The organism is Spirillospora sp. NPDC048823 (genome assembly GCF_043198445.1).
Taxonomy (GTDB): domain Bacteria; phylum Actinomycetota; class Actinomycetes; order Streptosporangiales; family Streptosporangiaceae; genus Spirillospora.
Genome location: NZ_JBICUT010000016.1, coordinates 165,487 through 183,248, shown reverse-complemented (window position 1 = coordinate 183,248; position 17,762 = coordinate 165,487). Strand labels below are relative to the sequence as shown.

The window sequence follows — 17,762 nt, the reverse complement described above, 5'->3', positions numbered from 1 at the left end:
GAAGCGTAGAGAACTCCCATCATCCCAGGTTGCAGGGCACCTCTCCTCATATCGCGGCTTTCATCGCATTACCAACCCCGTGGATCCAGGCTCAGATGCAAGACAGAATTAAAGCTCATGGCCGTCCGCCGCATCCTGTGGATCGTCAAACGATCTACGCCAACACGCGCACCCCGGCGGAGTCGGCTCCAGTCCGAGAGTTGGACCGCCCGGGCTCAGTGTGATTCCAGGTGCCGGGTGCCTCGTGTTGTACACGGGTAACCACTGGGAACCATCATTGCGGCGCATTCCGGACAGTGGCGGTGACATTCGGCCCCAAGAGTGGACCATGGAGGGAGGATGGCTCGGGAGGGCGCATGGTCGACGCTGCCGCGAATCGTTACCCGTCAACGAACGATCTCAAGCGGCCCGGAAACCTCCATGCGCAGCTCGTCGCGGCTGTCTCCGAGTTCGGTGCCGCCGTTCGGCAACCTCTCGCCGCACGCCTCGGCGGCGAGGAATACCAGATTCAAGACCCCGTCGCCAACCTTGTCCGCACCGCCGGAAAGGCGCTCGGGCTAGACGTCGTCACGCACGCCGAGGTAGCTCTTCAGGAACTATCCGTACGTCCCGACTTCGCGGTCGACCTTTCCGGGGGCGGACGAGTCGGATACATCGAGGTGAAGGCGCCCTCGAAGAGCACAGACCCGAAAGACTGGCCGGCCAGGTCCCATGACGGCCTGCAATGGCGAAAGCTCAGCCTTCTCCCCAATCTGCTGATCGCTACAGGACGGTCCTTTGCTCTTTACCGCGATGGTGCCCGGGTAGGCCCCATCGCCCGGATCGAAGGAGACCTGGAACGGGCTGGGCGCTCTCTACGGCCTGCGGACGACGACCTTGCCTGGGTCATTGAGGAGTTCCTGTCATGGAACCCGACCCCGCCCCCCGATCTGCGCACGCTGCTCCGGAGGTCGGCCCGCCTGTGCCGGTATCTGCGTGAAGAAGTCCTGGAGGTGCTCGAGCACGAACGGCTCGTCCCAGGTGACCGGCCATTCACGACACTGGCCGACGAGTGGCGGACCATCCTCTTCCCCAGGATGACGGAGCCTCCGGACTTCGCCGACTCCTACGCGCAGACGATCACCTTCGCGCTGCTGCTGGCACGTGACGCCGGCGTCTCCTTCGAAGAGCGCGACCTGCCGGCCATCGGACGGCAGCTCGGCAAACAGCACGCACTGATCGGAAGGGCTCTCGGACTCCTCTCCGATCCGGCGGCCGCGGACAATATCCTCGTCATAGAAACCCTCCGCAGAGTCATCGGCGCGGTGGACTGGGATCGAATTAAGAACGCGGGTGATACCCACTCGCTTCTGTATGAGTACTTTTTGGAGGAGTACGACCCGAGACTGAAGCGGCTCAGTGGTTCGTATTACACGCCCGACGGCCTGGCGCACGCCATGGTGCAGTTCAGTGACCGTATTCTCAGGGAGAGACTGGAGCGGCCCGAGGGGTTCGCCGCCAAAGATGTCATCGTGGTCGACCCCGCGATGGGAACGGGGACATTCCTCGTCCAGGTTGTCGACGCGGTCGCCGAGACCGTGGCCGCCTCCGAAGGACGGGGAGCCACCGAACAGCGGCTCCGTGACCTCGTCCAAAAGCGCCTGATCGGTTTCGAGCGGCAGGTCACCCCGTACGCGGTCGCCGAACTCCGCCTCCATGACCTGCTTCGCGAATACGAGGTCGACGTCCCGCCGGACGAGATGCGCTTCCTCGCTGACACGTTCGATGACCCCGACAAGCAGGAACTCGCCTTCGGGCGGATGTATGCCGAACTCCGGAAATCAAGGGAGGGCGCGAACCGCGTAAAACGCGAGGTCCCGGTGATGGCCATCATCGGGAATCCGCCCTACCTCGACCGCGCACGGACGCGCGACCCGGCTCCGTGGATCGAGGATCGACGTGACCCGAAGAAGCCGACCGACATCGCCGTCCGCCCGTCCCTGGACGAGTTCCGGCAAGGCGGCAGGCTCGACTACAAACTGGCCGCAACCTGGGTGTACTTCTGGCGGTGAGCGATCTGGAAGGCGTTCGAGGCCCACCCGACCGACCCCGCCGGCCTGGTCACCCTCGTCACCCCGTCCTCATACCTGTCGGGGGCCGCGTTCGCCGGAATGCGCTCCTACATGCGCGAGGTGGCGGACGAAGGCTGGATCATCGACCTTTCACCGGAAGGCCACCAGCCGCCGGTCCCCACCAGACTGTTCCCCAAGGTTCAGCAACCGCTCGCCATCGCCGTCCTCGTCAGGTACGGAGACTCGGACCCCGATACCCCGGCTCTGGTCCACTACTGCAAGGTCACCGGCACCGCCGAGGAGAACGACCGGAGCATGCAGCCAAGGTCAGTGGCGCTTCGCCCGTTGGAGCGTCCGGCGTGAGGCGGACGGCCACGTTGTCCGCGCCGCCGAACAACATGTCATCCGCTATTTCTCGCGGGAGTCGCTGTTCGACGAAGGAGAGTGTGTCCAGTGCGTCACTCACGCGCTCCACATAGTCGATGACATCGCGGGTCACCGGTAGCACGATCCGGATCGACTCGTGCGCCTCGGTTCGCCGCAGGCGCCACAGGCTCGTCCGGCCGTCATCGTCCTCAGAGGTCCATCCAGAAGCCAAGAGGTAACCCGTCAGCGCCGCGAGGTCGGGCACCTTCATCCCCACCTCTTTCTTGGGCGGGCTCTTGTGGCTCACGACTGCTCCCAAATATCGATCCGTGGGACGGGAGTCGATCGTCGAGTTCCGTGAGCCTTAAGCATTCTGTGCAGCTCTGATGGTCTTGACCTGGACGTTCACCGTCGGGTAGTACGTCCCGAGTTCGGTTCCGGGATACACGATCTGCACGTCTGCCTTCTGGAGGTCGACCGTGGTCGGGCGGCCGTGGAGGAGGCCGCACCCGGCGGCGACCGCCTCTAGCCAGGCTTCGCCGAAGTCACCCTGCTGGGTGTTCTGGTCTTGCTCCCGCACACCGATGATTGTGCCCGCGGGAGGTAGCGGAGTGTGGCGAAACGACCACTCTGGCGGTGTGGCATTCATGTCGCGCATCCCATGCACCGCCGCGGGGCGGGCCTGGGGTGGGGTTCTGCGTCTTGCGGTGGTGGCGTTCGCGTACGACGCCATGCGGCTGACCAGATGATCGCCGCGGCGGCCGGACGTTCGCCGCCTTCCTGTGGAAAAGTTCAGTCCTGATCATCGGCGGGTGCGGGAGGGCGTACGGGGTGTCCAGCGAGAAACTGAAGCCGCTCCAGGCGGGCGATCCGAAGCGGATCGGTGAGTACCGGCTGCTGGCGCGGCTGGGGGCGGGCGGGATGGGCCGGGTCTACCTGGGCCGGTCGAAGGGCGGGCGGCCGGTCGCGGTCAAGGTGATCCATCCGCACCTCGCCGAAGATCCGCAGTTCCGGCGGCGCTTCGAGCAGGAGGTCGCGGCGGCGCGGCGGGTCGGGGGCATCCACACCGTGCAGGTGGTGGACGCCGACACCGGTGTCGATCCGCCCTGGCTCGTCACCGAGTACATCGCCGGTCCGTCGTTGCAGGAGGCCGTCGGTGAGCATGGGGCGTTCTCCGAGGAATCGGTGGCGGGACTCGGTGCGGGCCTGGCCGAAGGGCTGACGGCGATCCACGAGCGCAACGTCGTCCACCGGGATCTCAAGCCCGGCAATGTGCTGCTCGCCCAGGACGGTCCCCGCATCATCGACTTCGGCATCGCACGCGCGCTCGACGCCACCTCGCAGACCACCAGCGTGGTCGGCACGCCCGGGTTCATGTCGCCCGAGCAGTTCCGGGGCCGCGAGGTCGGGCCGGCCAGCGACGTGTTCTGCCTGGCCGCGGTGCTGGCCTTCGCCGCCACCGCCCGGCGGCCGTTCGGTGAGGGACCGATCGAAGCCCTCGGCTACCGCGTCGTCAACGAGGACCCCGACCTGACCGGCGTACCGGAGTCGCTGCTCCCGCTGATCACGGCCGGCCTGGCGAAGGACCCGGGCGACCGGCCCGGCCTCGACGCGATCCTCGACCGCTGCTCCGAGCTCGTCCACGGCGGGGAACCTCCGCTGCCGGAGCCGGTCACCACGATGATCGCCACACGGGTGGCGGAGACCGAGGTACTTCTGCCCCCGGTGCGGGACACGCCGGGAAAACCGCTGCGGGTTCCCTGGCTCGGACGACCGGGGGCCGCGCCGGCCGCGGGCGCGGTGGCGGTGGTGAGTGTCCTGCTGGCCGCCTTCGCCGTCTGGGCCATCGCGGACGGCCGTGACGAGCCGGCCGGATCGGGCGCAGCCGCGCAGGCGACCACCCCTCGGACGTCCGATACCCCCCGGACGCCCCCGTCCCCGACGCCCAGTGCCGATGTCGTTTCCGCGAGCGCCGCCCCCGGTCCCACCCGCAAAGCGTTCGAGGAGATCTCGGCCGGCGACTGCCTCGACGCGCACAGGGACCCGCACGACCGCGACAAGTGGAGCAAGGGCAAGCCGAACGCCGTCCCCTGCGGCCGGTCGAACGCCTACGTCCGGGTGACCAAGGTGGCGGACGACGTCTCCGACTGCACCGACGGGGACGGAGAGATAGACGGGGAACTGTGGTGGAGCTACGGAGAAGAGGGCAACCAGATCGCTCTCTGTGTGTCGCGGCAGCTCCGCGTCGGAGACTGCTTCCTGGGAACGGACGGCCCGGACGAGGACACCGTCTCCATCAGCAACGGCGACCTGATGACTTCGTGGCCGTGCGGGAAGAGACCCCTCCCGGGGAGTTACGACCACATCCTCAAGGTCACCGCGCTCACCGGGGGTGAATGCCCTCCGGCCCGCAGATCCGTCGACTGGTCCTACCGCGGCGGGAAGCTCTGCGTCCGGCTCGTCTGAGCACCCTGCCGGTCACCGGCGTGCGGGACGGCTGCGCTCAGGAACGCGGGCCGGGCCGGTGGCCGTTCGCGGCGATGAGTTTGGCGGTGCCCCACAGGTCTATCTCCTGACCGAGACAACCGACTCATAGGGAGTAGGCCATGGGCCTCATTCATATCGAGCTGTTCGCGACGCTCGACCTCGTCGGGCAGGCGCCCGGCGGCCCCGACGAGGACCCGGCGGGGTTCCCGTTCGGCGGCTGGCAGGCGCCTCTGATGGACGAGGTCGCCGGGGCGCAGGTCGGCGCCGCGTACGAGGGCACGGACGCCCTGCTGCTCGGCCGGCGGACGTATGACATCTTCGCCGCCTACTGGCCGCACCAGGAGGGCGGCCAGGACAACGAGATCGCCGCGCTCTTCAACGGCGTCCCGAAGTACGTGGCCTCCCGCGGCCGGCCCGACCTGTCGTGGGCCGGGTCCACGCAGCTCGGCCCGGATCTGGCCGGCGCGGTGCGCGAGATCCGTGACCGGCACGAGCACGTGAAGGTCGTCGGGAGCCTGAACCTGGTGCAGACCCTTCTGCGCGAGAAGCTCTTCGACCGTCTCGACCTCTGGGTGTACCCGGTCGTGCTCGGCGTCGGGAAGAAGGTGTTCGACGGTGGCGCGGTGCCCACGAACGTCGCACTCCTCGAACCGCCGGCGGCCGGTCCGAAGGGCGCCGTGTACCTGCGCTACGGGCTCGCCGACGGCACGCCCGGGACGGGGGACATGAGCGCGCCCGACCGCGGTGCCGGGAGCGGCGGCTGAACCGGCCCCGCGCCGGGGTGCGTCCGTACCGCCGGCGGTGAATCCACCGGCCGGTGGCGAATCCACCGGCCGGTGGCGCGTGTCGTGCGCCAGCAGGTGACGCGCATGGTCGTCCCCTTCATGAGGGTTCCGGGAGGATGCGCTGCATGGCCTTGTGGGTGCCGGCGACGAGGCGGTCGCGGGGGAAGCCCGCGCGCTTCTGCGCCATCTCGTAGTTGCCGCCGGCGACCCAGACGGGGCCGTCCTTGAGGTGGTCGAGGCCCTCGCGGGCGATGTCGCCGGGTTCGGCGACGTTGAGGCCCGGGATGTCCATGTTGAGGCCGGCACGTTCCATCGCCGGAGTGCGGGTCACGCCGAGGACGAGTTCCAGGACGTCCACCCCGTGCTCGCGCATCTCCAGCCAGAGGCCCTCGGCGAAGATGCGGCCGAACGCCTTCACGGCGGAGTAGATGCTGATCTGCGGCTGGCCCAGGTAGCCGGCGAGGGAGCCGACGAGCAGGATGCCGCCGCGTCCGCGGGTCTTCATCAGGGCGCCGAAGTGGTGCGTCAGGGCGAGCTGGGCGGTGATGTTGAGGTCGATGACGCCCTGGAAGCAGTCCAGGTCGCCGGAGACGAACTCGTGGCCGTAGCTGTTGGCGCCCGCGTTGAAGATGAGCAGGCCGACGTCCAGGTCGTCGGTGACCTCGCGGACCGCCTTGAGCGTGTCCGGGGCGACCAGGTCGAGTTCGAGGGTCCGCACCTCGACGCCCTTCGCCCGGACGGCCTCGGCGGTCTCCGCGAGGGGCCCGGGCTTGCGGGCGATCAGCACGAGGTTGACGCCCGCGTCGGCGAGGCGGTGCGCGAAGGCGGAGCCGACGCCTTCGGAGCCGCCCGCGATGACGGCCCAGGGGCCGTACTGGGCGATCATTGCTCTCCTTCCAAGACGCCGCGTCCGATGCCGTCGCCCGCGCCGGTCACGACCGCGACGCGGCCGGCCGGCCGTCCCTCCGTCACTCGACCACCTTGATGGAGCCGGTCAGGGCCGCCTCCTGGATCGCCGAGCGGAGCGCCGGGCAGGTGTCGTGCGGGTCCTCGATCCCCACGCACGCCGCCCTGGCGTCGGCGTTCCACTGGATGCTCGTCTGCTCCCAGCTCGCCTTGCGCACCAGCACCTCGGCGGCGCAGCGGCGGCAGCGGACGGGCAGCAGCGGGCCGTCCAGGAGGCGCTCGTCCTGGCGGTTCGTCGCGCCCTGTCGGGTCATGCGGAGGCCCCTTCGGCCTCACGGCGCGCGAGGTTCTCCTCGACCTCCTTCTTCCACGATTCGACCGGGCGGGTCGTGTCGATCTCGAACTCGAACCGGTCGGTCATCTCCGGCCTGACGTCGGCGACGTCGACGTAGAACTGCTCGTACCAGCGGCGCAGCTGGTAGACGGGGCCGTCCTCCTCGCACAGCAGCGGGTTGTCGATGCGGGCCTTGTTCCGCCAGATCTCGATGTCCTGCTCGAAGCCGGCCAGGATGAAGTCCGTCAGCTTCTGCGCGGTCGCCTCGGCCGCCTCGGGCGGCAGCGCTTCGCTGTGCTGCACGACGATGCCCGAGTGCAGCGAGAACGAGTTCTCGTCGATCGGGTAGTGGCAGTTGATCAGGACGGAGTTCAGGTCGTACCCCTCGTAGTGGTACGTCAGCTCGTCGATCATGAAGGAGGGGCCGTGGTAGGAGGCGACGGAGGTGTTGCCGAGCATCCGCGGCCCGCCGCCGCCGTCGCCCTCCCGCGCCCGGCGGGCGTCCTCCCGGGTCACGCCCTTCATGATCTGCGTGGCGACCTGGCCCTCGAAGATGTTCTTGAAGAACGTCGGGAACGACTTGTGGATGTAGAAGAAGTGCGCCATGTCGACGACGTTGTCGATGATCTCGCGGCAGTTGGTGTTGACGACCGTCTCCGTCCAGCGCCAGTCGGTCCAGTCGTCGCGCGTCGCGCCCTCGATCTCCGGGATCGTCACGTCCGCCGGGGGCTGCTTCCCCTCCGGGTCGTTCCAGACGAACAGCAGCTTGCTCTTCTCCATCGTCGGCCACGCGGCGGTGCGGGCGCGCAGCGGGACGCGGCGCGAGTACGGGATCGACTTGCAGCGCCCGTCGCCGCCCCAGCGCCAGTCGTGGAACGGGCAGGCGATCTCGTTGCCCTTGACGGTGCCCTGGGACAGGTCGCCGCCCATGTGCCGGCAGTAGCCGTCCAGGACGTTCGTCTTACCGTCCGCACCGGTGAAGACCACGAGCTTCTGCCCGAACGCGTTGACGGTGTGGGGCTTGCCGTCCCTGAACTTCTCGGCCAGCCCGAGACAGTGCCATCCCCGGGCGAAACGGGAGGAGATCGCCTCCGCCTCGATGGCGCGGACGGCGTCCGACTCGGTTGCGGTCACGTGGATCATCCCTTCAACGACGGATGGGGTGATTGAACGGTAGGTCGCAGGTCACCGTCCCGTCCGGAGAGTCCCGCTGGCCGGGACGCCCCCGCCCGCGGCGGCACCCTGACATGGTGTCCTTCAATGGCTGCACTAGGGAAGGAGCGGGATGAGCAACGAGGTCCTGGGCACCGTGCGCGGGCTGCTGCCGGGAATCGCCGAGCGGGCCAGGTCCGTGGACGAGAAGGGCCGCATCCCCGCCGAGACCGTCCGTGAGCTCACCGCCGCCGGGGTGTTCCGGATGCTGCAGCCCACCCGCTACGGCGGCGCCGAGGGCGACCCGGTCGCGTTCTACGAGGTGATCCGGGCGATCTCCGGCGCCTGCGGATCCACCGGCTGGGTCGCCGCCATCCTCGGCGTCCACTCCTGGCATCTCGGGCTGTTCGCGGACGAGGCGCAGCGCGAGGTGTGGGACGCCGGGCCGGACACGCTCGTCGCCTCGTCCTACGCCCCCATCGGGCGGCTCACCCCGGTCGACGGCGGCTACGAGGTGACGGGGCGCTGGTCGTTCTCGTCCGGTGTCGAGTTCACGTCGTGGGCGCTGCTCGGCGCGCTCGTCGTAGGCGCGGAGGGACGGCCCGTCGACTTCATGACGGTGCTCGTCCCCAAGGAGGACTACGAGGTCCGCGAGGTGTGGGACTCGATGGGCCTGCGCGGCACCGCCAGCGACGACATCGTGGTGGAGCGGGCGTTCGTGCCCGCGCACCGCGCGATGCGCAACTTCGAGCAGGCGCAGCTCCGCAACCCCGGCCGCAAGGTCAACACCGGCCCGCTGTACCGGATGCCGTTCGGGACGCTGTTCACCGCCACGGTCACCGCCAGCGTCATCGGGATGGCCGCCGGCTGCCACGACCACTACGTCGACCGGATGCGCGACCGGATCCGGCTGAGCCTCGGCGGCGGACGGTTCGTCGAGGACCCGTACGCGCAGGTCGCCGTCGCCCGCTCCGCGTCCGAGATCGACGCGGCGATCCTGCAGACCGACCGGAACGTCCGGGAGATCCACGAGTACGCGGTCCGCAACGAGAAGATCCCGATGGAGCTGCGGCTGCGCGCCCGGCGCGACCAGGTCCGCGGCACCGAACGCGCCATCCAGGCGATCGACATCCTGTTCAAGACCGCCGGCGGCAACTCCCTGCAGCGCGGCAACGTCATCGAGCGCGCCTGGCGCGACGCCCACGCCGGCAGCGTCCACGTCGCCAACGACGTCGAACGCGCCCTGGCGATGTACGGCCGGGGCGAGTTCGGTCTCAAGGTCGAGGACAACCTCGTCTGACCCGCGGAGTTCCCATCCGTGCAAGACGTGGACCGGCCCGCCGGGTCATGCTGCGGCGCGTTCTCAGGAGGAGTCGGCGTCGCCCTGGCTCTGGCTCAGCGAGCCGGAGATCTCCGAGTCGGTGACGGTCTGGTCTCCCGGCCGCGACATGCTCTGCCGCGTGTCACCGCCCACCTTCGTACCGTGGACCGTCTGCGTGCCACGAGCCGCTCGCCTGCCGTCCTCCGCGTCGTCGCGTTCCGACCAGGTGACCCAGCCCTGGAGGGCCCCGCCGACGAGGACGAGGATGACGACCGTCGCCGCCCAGACGACCGTCCATTCCTGGGTGAGCATTCCCGTCGCGATGTTCACCACGCCCGCGATCACGAACGTGCCGCCTGCGGCGGCCGCACGCTTGGTGTTGCTGCTCATGTTCGCCCTCTCTGGTGATGGCCTGGGCTCAGTCGAAATGTCTTCTGATGCCGAAGAGCTGGTCGGCCATGAGCATCGGGCTCTGCCAGTCGACCAGTGCGGTGCACGGCGCGCGGTCGAGTCGCCGGAACGCGAAGGAGACCCTGTCGAAGTGGTCCGGGAGCCGCCAGTTCAGGCTTTCGAGCTGAGTACCGTGGCCGGTGTCGAGCACATGCGTTTGCGGAGAACCGGACGCGCTCGTGGTCGTCGTCATCACGATGGAGGCGCCCTCGCATCCCGTCACCTCCACATATCCGCCGAACTCCTGGTAGGGCCACCCGAATCGATGCCTCGGGACGGAGTACGCGCTGGTGACAGGTCCCGTTCCCGGCGGGATCGTCCAGCGCCAGACCGGAACCGGGACGGAGGAAGAACCGCCGCCCCCGCCCACGGCCACCTCGTACTGCTCCGGCCGTGTTCCGGACTCGTACGCCATGAACGCCCGTTCGCTGAACATGCTCAGCACCAGGGCCGTCGTCACGACCGCGAAGAGATGCCCCAGGAGCCTGTAGACGCTGACGGTCAGTTGCGCGCTGAAGACCTGGAGCGCCGATGCCTCCGCCCTGACGATCTCGTAGGGCTGGTCGGCCAGCAGGTCCGCCCCGTTCCCCCTCAGGCGCCCCTGGAGCCGGACATGCCGAAACTGGTAGAAGGCGCCGGGCTTGCGCAGCACACCGCGCTCGTGGGCGTTCTCAATGAACCTCACGAGCCAGAATGGAAGAAGTCCCTGTGCGGCGAGTGAGTAGTGACGGAGCTTGTACTTGCCCCAGGCGGTGCTGATGAGGGCCGCCATTCCGAAGGAAGCCCCATAGGCTCCCGCGTAGGCAATGGTGGTGCCGGGATCGGCATCGAGCACGACACCGACCCAGATGCCCATCACAGCCCCGACGAGGATCGCCGTCAGCGCGGCGCACAACAGAGCGAGCGTCCCATAGCGCCGTAGGTGCGCTCGGAGATCCGCGGTCTCCCGTTCCGACACGACGATCTCATTGCGGGTATTGATCACCAGCCTGGAACAGAATTCCACCACCAACAGGACGCACGCGGCACCGGTGACCGCCCACACCGCGTCCAGCATCAGCCAGAGCATCCAGCCGGTTCCCAGCGCGAAGACCAGCCCGGCGGCGGTGTCCGCGACGGACGAGCGGAGATGCCACCAGCGGTACTCCGCCGGTCCGCGCGCCAACGTGCCCAGCCAGCGTTTCGCCCGGTGCTCGGCGTAGGACGGGCTGAGGTGGCGCGCGTACGTGGCGGGGACGAAGGTGTCGAGGAGATGCTCCTCGATGCTCTCCACGTCCGTGTACGCGAGGAGTTCTTCCGGGCTGGTCGCGGGCCCCCGGTAGGCGGTCTGCGCGAGGAACAGCATGAGCGGCGTCGACAGGGCGCGGGCGAGCGGGCCGTCCGGGGCGGCACGGAGCCGGTCGAACAGCGGGCACCAGCGCCTGTCGTCGGTCACGGCGCCGCCGAGATAGGCGATCGCGTCCTCCACCTCGACGGCGGCGACCTCGACGACGGCGGCCCTGGCCAGCGCCGTACCGGATGCCTCCACGGCATCCACGTACTCCTTCCGGCGGCTGGTCACCACGAAGGGCGCCCTGTCGTCGAAGGCCGTGCCGATCCCCGCGATCACGGCTTCGGGCGAGGCGGCGGGAACCTCGTCCAACCCGTCCAGGACGGGAAGGATCCGGCGCTCCTCGATCAGCTTCAGAGCGCTTTCGCGGCCCGCGGAACGGTTGTCGGCGATGTCGGGGTGATCCTCCTGGATGCGCGTGGCCATCCAGGTCTTCAGCGGGACATCGGGGTGCCAGGAGGCAAGGGACAGGAAGACCGGCACCGGGCCGCGCGCCCCCGGTTCCGGCAGGAGGTCACGGACCAGCAGCAGGGCCAGGACCGTCTTGCCCGCGCCCGGCTCACCGATGATCGCCATCTGCCGGGACGGCGACTCGTGGAAGACGTCGGCGATGCCGTCGGAATCGCCCGCCAGCCTCAGCTGCGCCGGCACCGGGGCCTGGACGGGACGTTCGGTCGAGCGCACCTGCAGCACCAGCGGGTCCGACAGCCACAGCGACCGGCGTGCGGTCTCCTGGGCCACCCGCGCGTCCACCGACGCGGCGAGGCGGCGGGCGGCGGCGTCCTCGGCGCCCTCGCGCCCGATGTAGATGTTCTGGACCTGGTTGAGGGGACCGTTGACGGTGGTGTTCTCGATATTCTGCTGACCCCCGGCCACGCCGGAATCCCGCCGACCGATCCGTCCGCATGTCCGGCGGCCGCGCCGCCCGCTATCGGCCATCCAACCGTCCCAAGCCATTGTTGTCCGGACGCAGGCTACCGGATCATGGGCGGCCATGACCGTCGTTCGTCAATGCCAGAAAAGGCCGAAACTTCTCACGGGTAATTCCTCCTGATGTCCTGGACGGCGCGGTAGGCGAACGCCATCGCGGACCCGATCGGAATGCCCGGCCCCGGGTAGAACGGGCCGGTGAACGACGCACTGGTGTTGCCCGCGGCGTAGAGGCCGGGAATGGGGCGGTCCGAGCCGTCCAGGACGCGGCCGTCCGGGTCGGTGCGCAGCCCGCCCTTCGTCCCGAGGTCGCTGAGGACGACCTTCGCCGCGTAGTACGGCGGCCGGTCGACGGCGACGACGCACGGCTCGCCGCCGGAGAAGTAGCGGTCGTAGGGATCCTCGCCGCGATGGAAGTCCTCGTCCACGCCCTTCTCGGCGAAGCCGTTGAAGCGTTTCACCGTCTCGGCGAGCGCGTCCGCGGGGAGCCCGGTCCGCGCGGCCAGCTCGGCGAGCGTGTCCGCCTGGACCCATGCGCCCGCCGCGATCTGGTCCTCCGGCACCACGGGCGGGACGGAGATCGCCGGCAGCCCGCCGGACCGCGCGTCGAAGATCAGGTGGAAGGGGCCCCGCGCGTCGGCCATCCGCCGCCCCATCTGGTCGTAGGGGAGCGACTCGTTGGCGAAGCGGCGTCCCGACCCGTCCACGATGAGGCCGCCCCGGAAGCCGAGCGTGAACGCGGGCCGCCCGCCGGGGGTCAGGAGGCCGGGGCAGAACCACGCCTGGTCGAGCAGTCCGGTGGACGCGCCGATCCGCGCGGCCGCCTCGATGGCGTCACCGGTGTTCGCGCCGTCCGGGGCCATCGTCCATTCCGCGTCGCCCGGCACGCCCCGCTCGTCGCGCAGCGCGGCCGACGACTCGAACCCGCCGGCCGCCAGCAGCACCCCGCGCGACGCCCGCAGCCGGACGGGTCCGTCCGCGGTCATGGCCCGCACGCCGGCGACCCGGCCGTCCTCGGCGATCAGGTCGGCCAGCGCGGTCCCGGTGCGGACGGCGCCGTGCCCGGTCGCGGTGATCGCCAGCAGCAGCCGCCCGATCAGCGCCCGCCCCTGCGCCATCGGCCTGGCCGAATGCCCACGTCCCGCGCGGTCCCGGTCGACCGGCGGGCGGACGAGCCCCGCCAGGTCGCCGAGCCGCTCCACCGGCGATCGAGGGGGACGAACGACCGCCCCATGTCCAGGCGTCCGGGCGCGTTGAAGTAGTCGGGGAACGCGCGCCACTCGAACTCGATCAGCGGGTCCCGTTCCAGGAACTCGACCAGCTCCGGCGCCGTCTCCAGGAACGCCTCCCGATGCCCGGCGTCGTCGTCGCCGAGCAGCGTCCGCAGATAGGTGCGCGCCGACTCGGTCGAGTCGCCGATCCCGGCCCGCTCCTGCACCGCGGTCCCCGGCAGCCAGATGGCCGAACCCGAGTACGCGGACGTCCCGCCGAGCACCTGCGTCTTCTCCAGGACGGCCGTCCGCAGCCCGCTCGACGCCGCGGCGAGCGCGCCGGCCATCGCGCCGGCGCCCGACCCGGCCACCACCACGTCGTATTCGTCGTCCCACCGGGCATTTCCCACGTGACGTCCCCTCCCGATCTCGACGCGCGCACAACGTAAACGCGGGCCGAGCCGCGGGGGGATGTGGTCTCACTGACCGGTATCGCCGATCGCGGGGCCGGCGGGTAATCCGGATATTGTTCCCTGTCAGCAGCACCAATGGACCGGGGGGAGGACCGTGGCGAGGATCGCAGCGGGCAGGTTGTCCGCCGAGCCGAGCTCACCCGAGCAGCACGACCGGCGGCAGCGCATTCTGCGGGCCGCGTCCCGCATCGGCACGGAGAAGCCTTTCGAACGCGTGCAGATGCACGAGGTGGCGAAGGCGGCCGGGGTGGCGATCGGCACCCTGTACCGGTACTTCCCGTCGAAGGTCCACCTGTTCACCGGGGTGATGGTGGCGCAGGTCGACCGGCTCCGCGACCAGGTCACCGAGCCCGCGCCCGGCACCGCCCCCGAGGACGCGGTCGCCGACCTGCTGGTGCAGGCCAGCCGGCACCTGCTGGCGCAGCCCGTCCTGTCGACGTCGATGCTGCACGCGTCGAACACCGCGCACGCGACCGTCGCCGACACCGTGCACATCGACAACACGTTCCGGGAGATCCTGCTGCGCGCCGTGGGCATCGAAAGCCCGACGGCGCAGGACGTCACCCTCGTCCGGCTGCTGATGCAGTGCTGGTACGGGGTGCTCCAGTCGAGCCTGAACGGCCGCGCGTCCATGGCGGACGTGGAGAGCGACATCCGGCTGGCCTGCCGGCTGCTGCTGGCGCCCCGCTCGAACGCCTCCCCCTCCGACCCCGCCTCCCGGTGATCGGGATCGTCCCGGCGGGCGGTTCCGGGACGTGGCTACCGTGCCGCCCATGAATCGCTATGACGGCGTGAAAGTGCTGCTCACCGGGGCGGCGTCGGGCATCGGGCGGGCCACCGCGATCCGCCTCACCGCCGAGGGGGCCGCGGTCTACGCGGTGGACCTCTCCGAGAAGGGCCTGGCCGAGACCGCCGCGGCGGTCACCGGCCCCGGCACGATCACCGTCCGCACGGCCGACGTCACCGACGAACCCGCCGTCGTCGCAGCCGTGGCGGACGCCGCGGAGACGCTCGGCGGCATCGACGTCCTCATCAACGTGGCGGGCGTCCACAAGACCACCCCGATCGAGACGCTGACGGTGGACGACCTGAACCGGCTGTTCTCCGTCAACCTCGTCGGGACGGCGCTGTTCTGCCGCGAGTCGCTCAGGCACCTCCCGGACGGCTCCGGCGTGATCGTCAACACGGCGTCGCTGTCGGCGACGCAGGGCAACCCGTTCATGACCGCGTACTCGGCGTCCAAGGGCGCCGTGCTGGGGTTCTCGCTGAGCCTCGCGGCGGAGCTGGCGGCGCGCCGCATCCGCGTCGTGCCGATCTCCCCGGGGGCCGTCGACACGCCGCTGATCAGGAACCCGGACATGTTCCCCGCCGGCCTCGACCTCGGCTACTTCTCCAAGATCCGCTCGTATTTCGGCGCCGCCGACCCGGAGCAGATCGCGTCCGCGATCGCGTTCGCCGCCTCGTCCGACGCGGCCTACTTCACCGGCGCCGACCTCCGCGTCGACGGCGGCTCACACCTCTAGAAGGGACCGGACATGGCACGCACCATCGCCGTCAGCGGCTCGGCGTCCGGCATCGGCCAGGCCCTCGCCGGGCTCCTGCGCGACCAGGGCGACACCGTCATCGGGATCGACCTGCGCGACGCGGACGTCCGCGCCGACCTCGGCGGCCCCGAAGGCCGGTCGCGGGCCGTCGCCGAAGTCCTCGACCTCTCCGGCGGGACGCTGGACGGCGCCGTGGCCTGCGCCGGCGTCTCCGACTTCACGCCCCTCCCCGTCAAGGTCAACTACTTCGGGGCGGTCGCCCTGCTGGACGGCCTTCGGCCCGCCCTCGCCCGCGCCGGGGCGCCCCGCGCCGCCGTCGTCGGCTCCATCGCCGGGACGCACCCGGTGGACGACGCCATCGTCCGCGCCTGCCTCGACGGCGACGAGACCGCGGCACTGCGGGCGGCCGCGAAGGTCGTCGAAGCCGGTGCCGGGAACCAGACGTACTCGTCCTCGAAGTCGGCGCTCGCCCAGTGGCTGCGCCGCGTCTGCGTCACCCCCGAGTGGGCGGGCGCGGGCATCCCGCTGAACGCGATCGCGCCCGGCGTCGTCCGGACGCCGATGACCGAGCCGCTGTTCGCCGACGAGGCCATGGTCAAGATCATGAACGATGCGGTCCCGATGCCGCTGAACGGCTACGCCGACGCCCTGGTGATCGCCGAGGCGCTGCGCTGGCTGATCTCCCCGGCCAACACCCACATGACCGGCCAGATCATCTACGTGGACGGCGGCGCCGAGCCGACCCTCCGCGGCCCCGAGGTCTTCTGAGAAGCGCCGATGGCCGCCCCTCGCGCCGTGGGGCGGCCATCGGCGGGTCCGGGATCAGTACTTGCTGGTGCCGGTGTCGTCGAGCCTGGCGACGCCGTAGGCGGCGTAGGTCTGCTGCGGGTCGCGTCCCTCGAAGTAGGGGGTGATCTGCTCCCCGAGTTCCTCGACGGAGAAGACGCCGCCGGCCGCGGTGAACTTCTGCTCCACGGTCGGCGCGGCCATCAGCGCCACCATGTCGCCGTAGACGACGAACACCTGCCCGGTGATCTTCTCGGACGCGGGGGACGCCAGGTAGCCGACGAACGACCCGACCCGCTCGGGCGCCATGACGTCGAGCCCGCCCGGGGCCGTGCCCTCGGCGAACGTCGCCTCGGTCATCGCCGTCCGGGCGCGGGGGCAGATCGCGTTGGCGCGCACCCCGTACCGGCCGAGGCCCGCGGAGGTCGACAGCGTGAGCGCCACGATGCCGGCCTTCGCCGCCGAGTAGTTCGGCTGGCCCGCCGACCCGAACAGGAACGCCTCCGACGCGGTGTTGATCACCCGTCCGTAGACCGGGCCGCCGGCGGCCTTGCTCGCCGCGCGCCAGTGCACGGCGGCGGCGCGGGACACGGCCGCGTGCCCCTTCAGGTGGACGCGGATGACGTCGTCCCAGTCCGACTCCGCCAGGTTGAACAGCATCTTGTCGCGCAGCACGCCCGCGTTGTTGACGACGATGTCCAGCGAGCCGAACGTGTCGACGGCGGCCGACACCAGCGTGTCGCCCATCGACCAGTCGCCGACGTCCCCGGTCACCGCGACGGCCTTGCCGCCCGCCTTCGTGATCTCGGCGACGACGTCGCCTGCGGCCGGGCCCATGTCGTTGACGACGACGCTCGCGCCCTGCGCGGCCAGTGCGAGCGCCTCGGCGCGGCCCAGCCCGGCGCCCGCGCCGGTGACGACGGCGGTGCGGCCCGCCAGGGAGAGGTCAGCGTTCATCGGAGCCTCCGGGTCGGTGTCAGATGGCATGCCGGAGGCTAGTACGTATTCTAGTTCCGTCTCCGGCGCCGTCCCGCTGAGCGGGTGTGCGCGCCCCCTCTGAACGGGTCAGACCGCTGAGTGGGACCGGCCTTGCCTGCGAATCAGAATGAATTCTAGTCTCGTGCCCAGGAGCCGGTCGTCCGGTCCGTTCGCTGTTCGAGGGAGATCTCATGGCTGAGGCCGTCATCGTCGATGCCGTCCGCACGCCGGTCGGGCAAGCGTCACGGCGCCCTGTCGGGCCTGCACCCGGTCCAGTTGCTCGGCTTGACGCAGCGGGGTCTGCTGGAACGTTCCGGCTGTACGCGGACCTGCCCTACCGGACGGCGTGCACGACGATCGACGCAGCACGTCCTCGAGCGGGCCGGGATGAAGCTGGCCGACATCGACCTCGTCGAGATCAACGAGGCGTTCGCGTCGGTCGTGCTGTCGTGGGCGTCCGTGCTCGGCGCGGACATGGACAAGGTCAACGTCAACGGCGGCGCCATCGCCCTCGGCCACGCGGTCGGCTCCACCGGCGCGCGCCTCCTCACCCAGGCCGTGAACGAGCTGGAGCGGTCGGACGGGTCCACCGCGCTCGTCACGATGTGCGCGGGCGGCGCGCACTCCACGGCCACCATCATCGAACGGATCTGAGGAC

General features: G+C 70.1%; 15 protein-coding genes and 2 pseudogenes. 8 read left to right on the top strand and 9 right to left on the bottom strand.

Going from position 1 to position 17,762, the window contains the following annotated elements; all coding sequences use genetic code 11:
• Positions 1-356 precede the first annotated feature (356 nt).
• Complete coding sequence (locus ACGFK0_RS30560; protein ID WP_392911052.1) at positions 357-2,051, top strand: N-6 DNA methylase; 1,695 nt, start codon at positions 357-359, stop codon at positions 2,049-2,051.
• Between the two features lie 283 nt (positions 2,052-2,334).
• Here the strand turns inward: ACGFK0_RS30560 and ACGFK0_RS30555 are convergent, their stop codons facing one another.
• Both ACGFK0_RS30555 and ACGFK0_RS30550 read right to left on the bottom strand, forming a co-directional pair.
• The gene (locus ACGFK0_RS30555) at positions 2,335-2,724 is read right to left on the bottom strand and encodes a hypothetical protein (protein ID WP_392911050.1); all 390 of its coding nucleotides are present in this window, start codon (positions 2,722-2,724) and stop codon (positions 2,335-2,337) included.
• A 57-nt stretch (positions 2,725-2,781) separates the two neighbouring features.
• On the bottom strand, positions 2,782-2,997 hold the full coding sequence (locus ACGFK0_RS30550) for a hypothetical protein (RefSeq protein WP_392911048.1): 216 nt from the start codon (positions 2,995-2,997) through the stop codon (positions 2,782-2,784).
• Positions 2,998-3,248: 251 nt separating this feature from the next.
• Between ACGFK0_RS30550 and ACGFK0_RS30545 the strand changes: the two genes are divergently transcribed.
• Positions 3,249-4,883, top strand: a complete 1,635-nt coding sequence (locus ACGFK0_RS30545; RefSeq protein WP_392911046.1) for a serine/threonine protein kinase — start codon at positions 3,249-3,251, stop codon at positions 4,881-4,883.
• Positions 4,884-5,023: 140 nt separating this feature from the next.
• A complete protein-coding gene (locus ACGFK0_RS30540; protein ID WP_392911044.1) occupies positions 5,024-5,668 on the top strand; it encodes a dihydrofolate reductase family protein in 645 nt (214 codons plus the stop codon).
• 118 nt (positions 5,669-5,786) lie between these two features.
• On the opposite strand, the gene ACGFK0_RS30535 is transcribed toward ACGFK0_RS30540, so the two are convergent.
• The 3 genes from ACGFK0_RS30535 to ACGFK0_RS30525 all read right to left on the bottom strand — a co-directional run bounded on the left by ACGFK0_RS30535 (position 5,787) and on the right by ACGFK0_RS30525 (position 8,072).
• Positions 5,787-6,575 (bottom strand): SDR family NAD(P)-dependent oxidoreductase, encoded by a 789-nt coding sequence (locus ACGFK0_RS30535; RefSeq protein ID WP_392911042.1) that lies wholly within the window; start codon positions 6,573-6,575, stop codon positions 5,787-5,789.
• 82 nt (positions 6,576-6,657) lie between these two features.
• Positions 6,658-6,909, bottom strand: a complete 252-nt coding sequence (locus ACGFK0_RS30530) for a ferredoxin (RefSeq protein WP_392911040.1) — start codon at positions 6,907-6,909, stop codon at positions 6,658-6,660.
• Entirely contained in the window at positions 6,906-8,072 is a 1,167-nt protein-coding gene (locus ACGFK0_RS30525) for a Rieske 2Fe-2S domain-containing protein (RefSeq protein WP_392911038.1), read from the bottom strand. Before ACGFK0_RS30525 ends, ACGFK0_RS30530 begins: the two co-directional genes overlap by 4 nt.
• A gap of 142 nt (positions 8,073-8,214) precedes the next feature.
• On the opposite strand from ACGFK0_RS30525, the gene hsaA reads away from it, so the two are divergent.
• Positions 8,215-9,381, top strand: coding sequence for a 3-hydroxy-9,10-secoandrosta-1,3,5(10)-triene-9,17-dione monooxygenase oxygenase subunit (gene hsaA, locus ACGFK0_RS30520; RefSeq protein ID WP_392911036.1), 1,167 nt, complete (start codon positions 8,215-8,217; stop codon positions 9,379-9,381).
• 63 nt (positions 9,382-9,444) lie between these two features.
• Here hsaA and ACGFK0_RS30515 read toward each other — a convergent pair whose 3' ends face one another.
• From ACGFK0_RS30515 to ACGFK0_RS30505, 3 genes and pseudogenes are all read right to left on the bottom strand, one after another.
• The gene (locus ACGFK0_RS30515; RefSeq protein WP_392911034.1) at positions 9,445-9,792 is read right to left on the bottom strand and encodes a hypothetical protein; all 348 of its coding nucleotides are present in this window, start codon (positions 9,790-9,792) and stop codon (positions 9,445-9,447) included.
• A 28-nt stretch (positions 9,793-9,820) separates the two neighbouring features.
• Positions 9,821-12,058: an NACHT domain-containing protein gene (locus ACGFK0_RS30510; RefSeq protein WP_392911032.1), complete on the bottom strand. Its 2,238-nt coding sequence runs from the start codon at positions 12,056-12,058 to the stop codon at positions 9,821-9,823.
• Positions 12,059-12,216: 158 nt separating this feature from the next.
• A pseudogene (locus ACGFK0_RS30505) lies at positions 12,217-13,670 on the bottom strand (FAD-binding protein).
• Positions 13,671-13,890: 220 nt separating this feature from the next.
• On the opposite strand from ACGFK0_RS30505, the gene ACGFK0_RS30500 reads away from it, so the two are divergent.
• The 3 genes from ACGFK0_RS30500 to ACGFK0_RS30490 are packed head-to-tail and all read left to right on the top strand — an operon-like array spanning position 13,891 to position 16,108.
• Complete coding sequence (locus ACGFK0_RS30500; protein ID WP_392911030.1) at positions 13,891-14,520, top strand: TetR family transcriptional regulator; 630 nt, start codon at positions 13,891-13,893, stop codon at positions 14,518-14,520.
• 49 nt (positions 14,521-14,569) lie between these two features.
• The gene (locus ACGFK0_RS30495) at positions 14,570-15,319 is read left to right on the top strand and encodes an SDR family NAD(P)-dependent oxidoreductase (protein ID WP_392911028.1); all 750 of its coding nucleotides are present in this window, start codon (positions 14,570-14,572) and stop codon (positions 15,317-15,319) included.
• A gap of 12 nt (positions 15,320-15,331) precedes the next feature.
• Entirely contained in the window at positions 15,332-16,108 is a 777-nt protein-coding gene (locus ACGFK0_RS30490) for an SDR family oxidoreductase (RefSeq protein WP_392911026.1), read from the top strand.
• A 54-nt stretch (positions 16,109-16,162) separates the two neighbouring features.
• On the opposite strand, the gene ACGFK0_RS30485 is transcribed toward ACGFK0_RS30490, so the two are convergent.
• Positions 16,163-17,083 (bottom strand): 3-oxoacyl-ACP reductase, encoded by a 921-nt coding sequence (locus tag ACGFK0_RS30485; protein ID WP_392911024.1) that lies wholly within the window; start codon positions 17,081-17,083, stop codon positions 16,163-16,165.
• 375 nt (positions 17,084-17,458) lie between these two features.
• Between ACGFK0_RS30485 and ACGFK0_RS30480 the strand changes: the two are divergent.
• Positions 17,459-17,758, top strand: a pseudogene (locus tag ACGFK0_RS30480) (3-oxoacyl-[acyl-carrier-protein] synthase III C-terminal domain-containing protein); the annotation flags it as partial.
• Positions 17,759-17,762 lie beyond the last annotated feature (4 nt).

Bases quoted from the DNA above. Each gene is read 5' to 3' on its own strand.
- ACGFK0_RS30560 (WP_392911052.1), top strand. From the start codon at position 357: ATGGTCGACGCTGCCGCGAATCGTTACCCGTCAACGAACGATCTCAAG.
- ACGFK0_RS30540 (WP_392911044.1), top strand. From the start codon at position 5,024: ATGGGCCTCATTCATATCGAGCTGTTCGCGACGCTCGACCTCGTCGGG.
- ACGFK0_RS30535 (WP_392911042.1), bottom strand. From the start codon at position 6,575: ATGATCGCCCAGTACGGCCCCTGGGCCGTCATCGCGGGCGGCTCCGAA.
- ACGFK0_RS30530 (WP_392911040.1), bottom strand. From the start codon at position 6,909: ATGACCCGACAGGGCGCGACGAACCGCCAGGACGAGCGCCTCCTGGAC.
- ACGFK0_RS30525 (WP_392911038.1), bottom strand. From the start codon at position 8,072: ATGATCCACGTGACCGCAACCGAGTCGGACGCCGTCCGCGCCATCGAG.
- hsaA (WP_392911036.1), top strand. From the start codon at position 8,215: ATGAGCAACGAGGTCCTGGGCACCGTGCGCGGGCTGCTGCCGGGAATC.
- ACGFK0_RS30515 (WP_392911034.1), bottom strand. From the start codon at position 9,792: ATGAGCAGCAACACCAAGCGTGCGGCCGCCGCAGGCGGCACGTTCGTG.
- ACGFK0_RS30495 (WP_392911028.1), top strand. From the start codon at position 14,570: ATGAATCGCTATGACGGCGTGAAAGTGCTGCTCACCGGGGCGGCGTCG.
- ACGFK0_RS30490 (WP_392911026.1), top strand. From the start codon at position 15,332: ATGGCACGCACCATCGCCGTCAGCGGCTCGGCGTCCGGCATCGGCCAG.
- ACGFK0_RS30485 (WP_392911024.1), bottom strand. From the start codon at position 17,083: ATGAACGCTGACCTCTCCCTGGCGGGCCGCACCGCCGTCGTCACCGGC.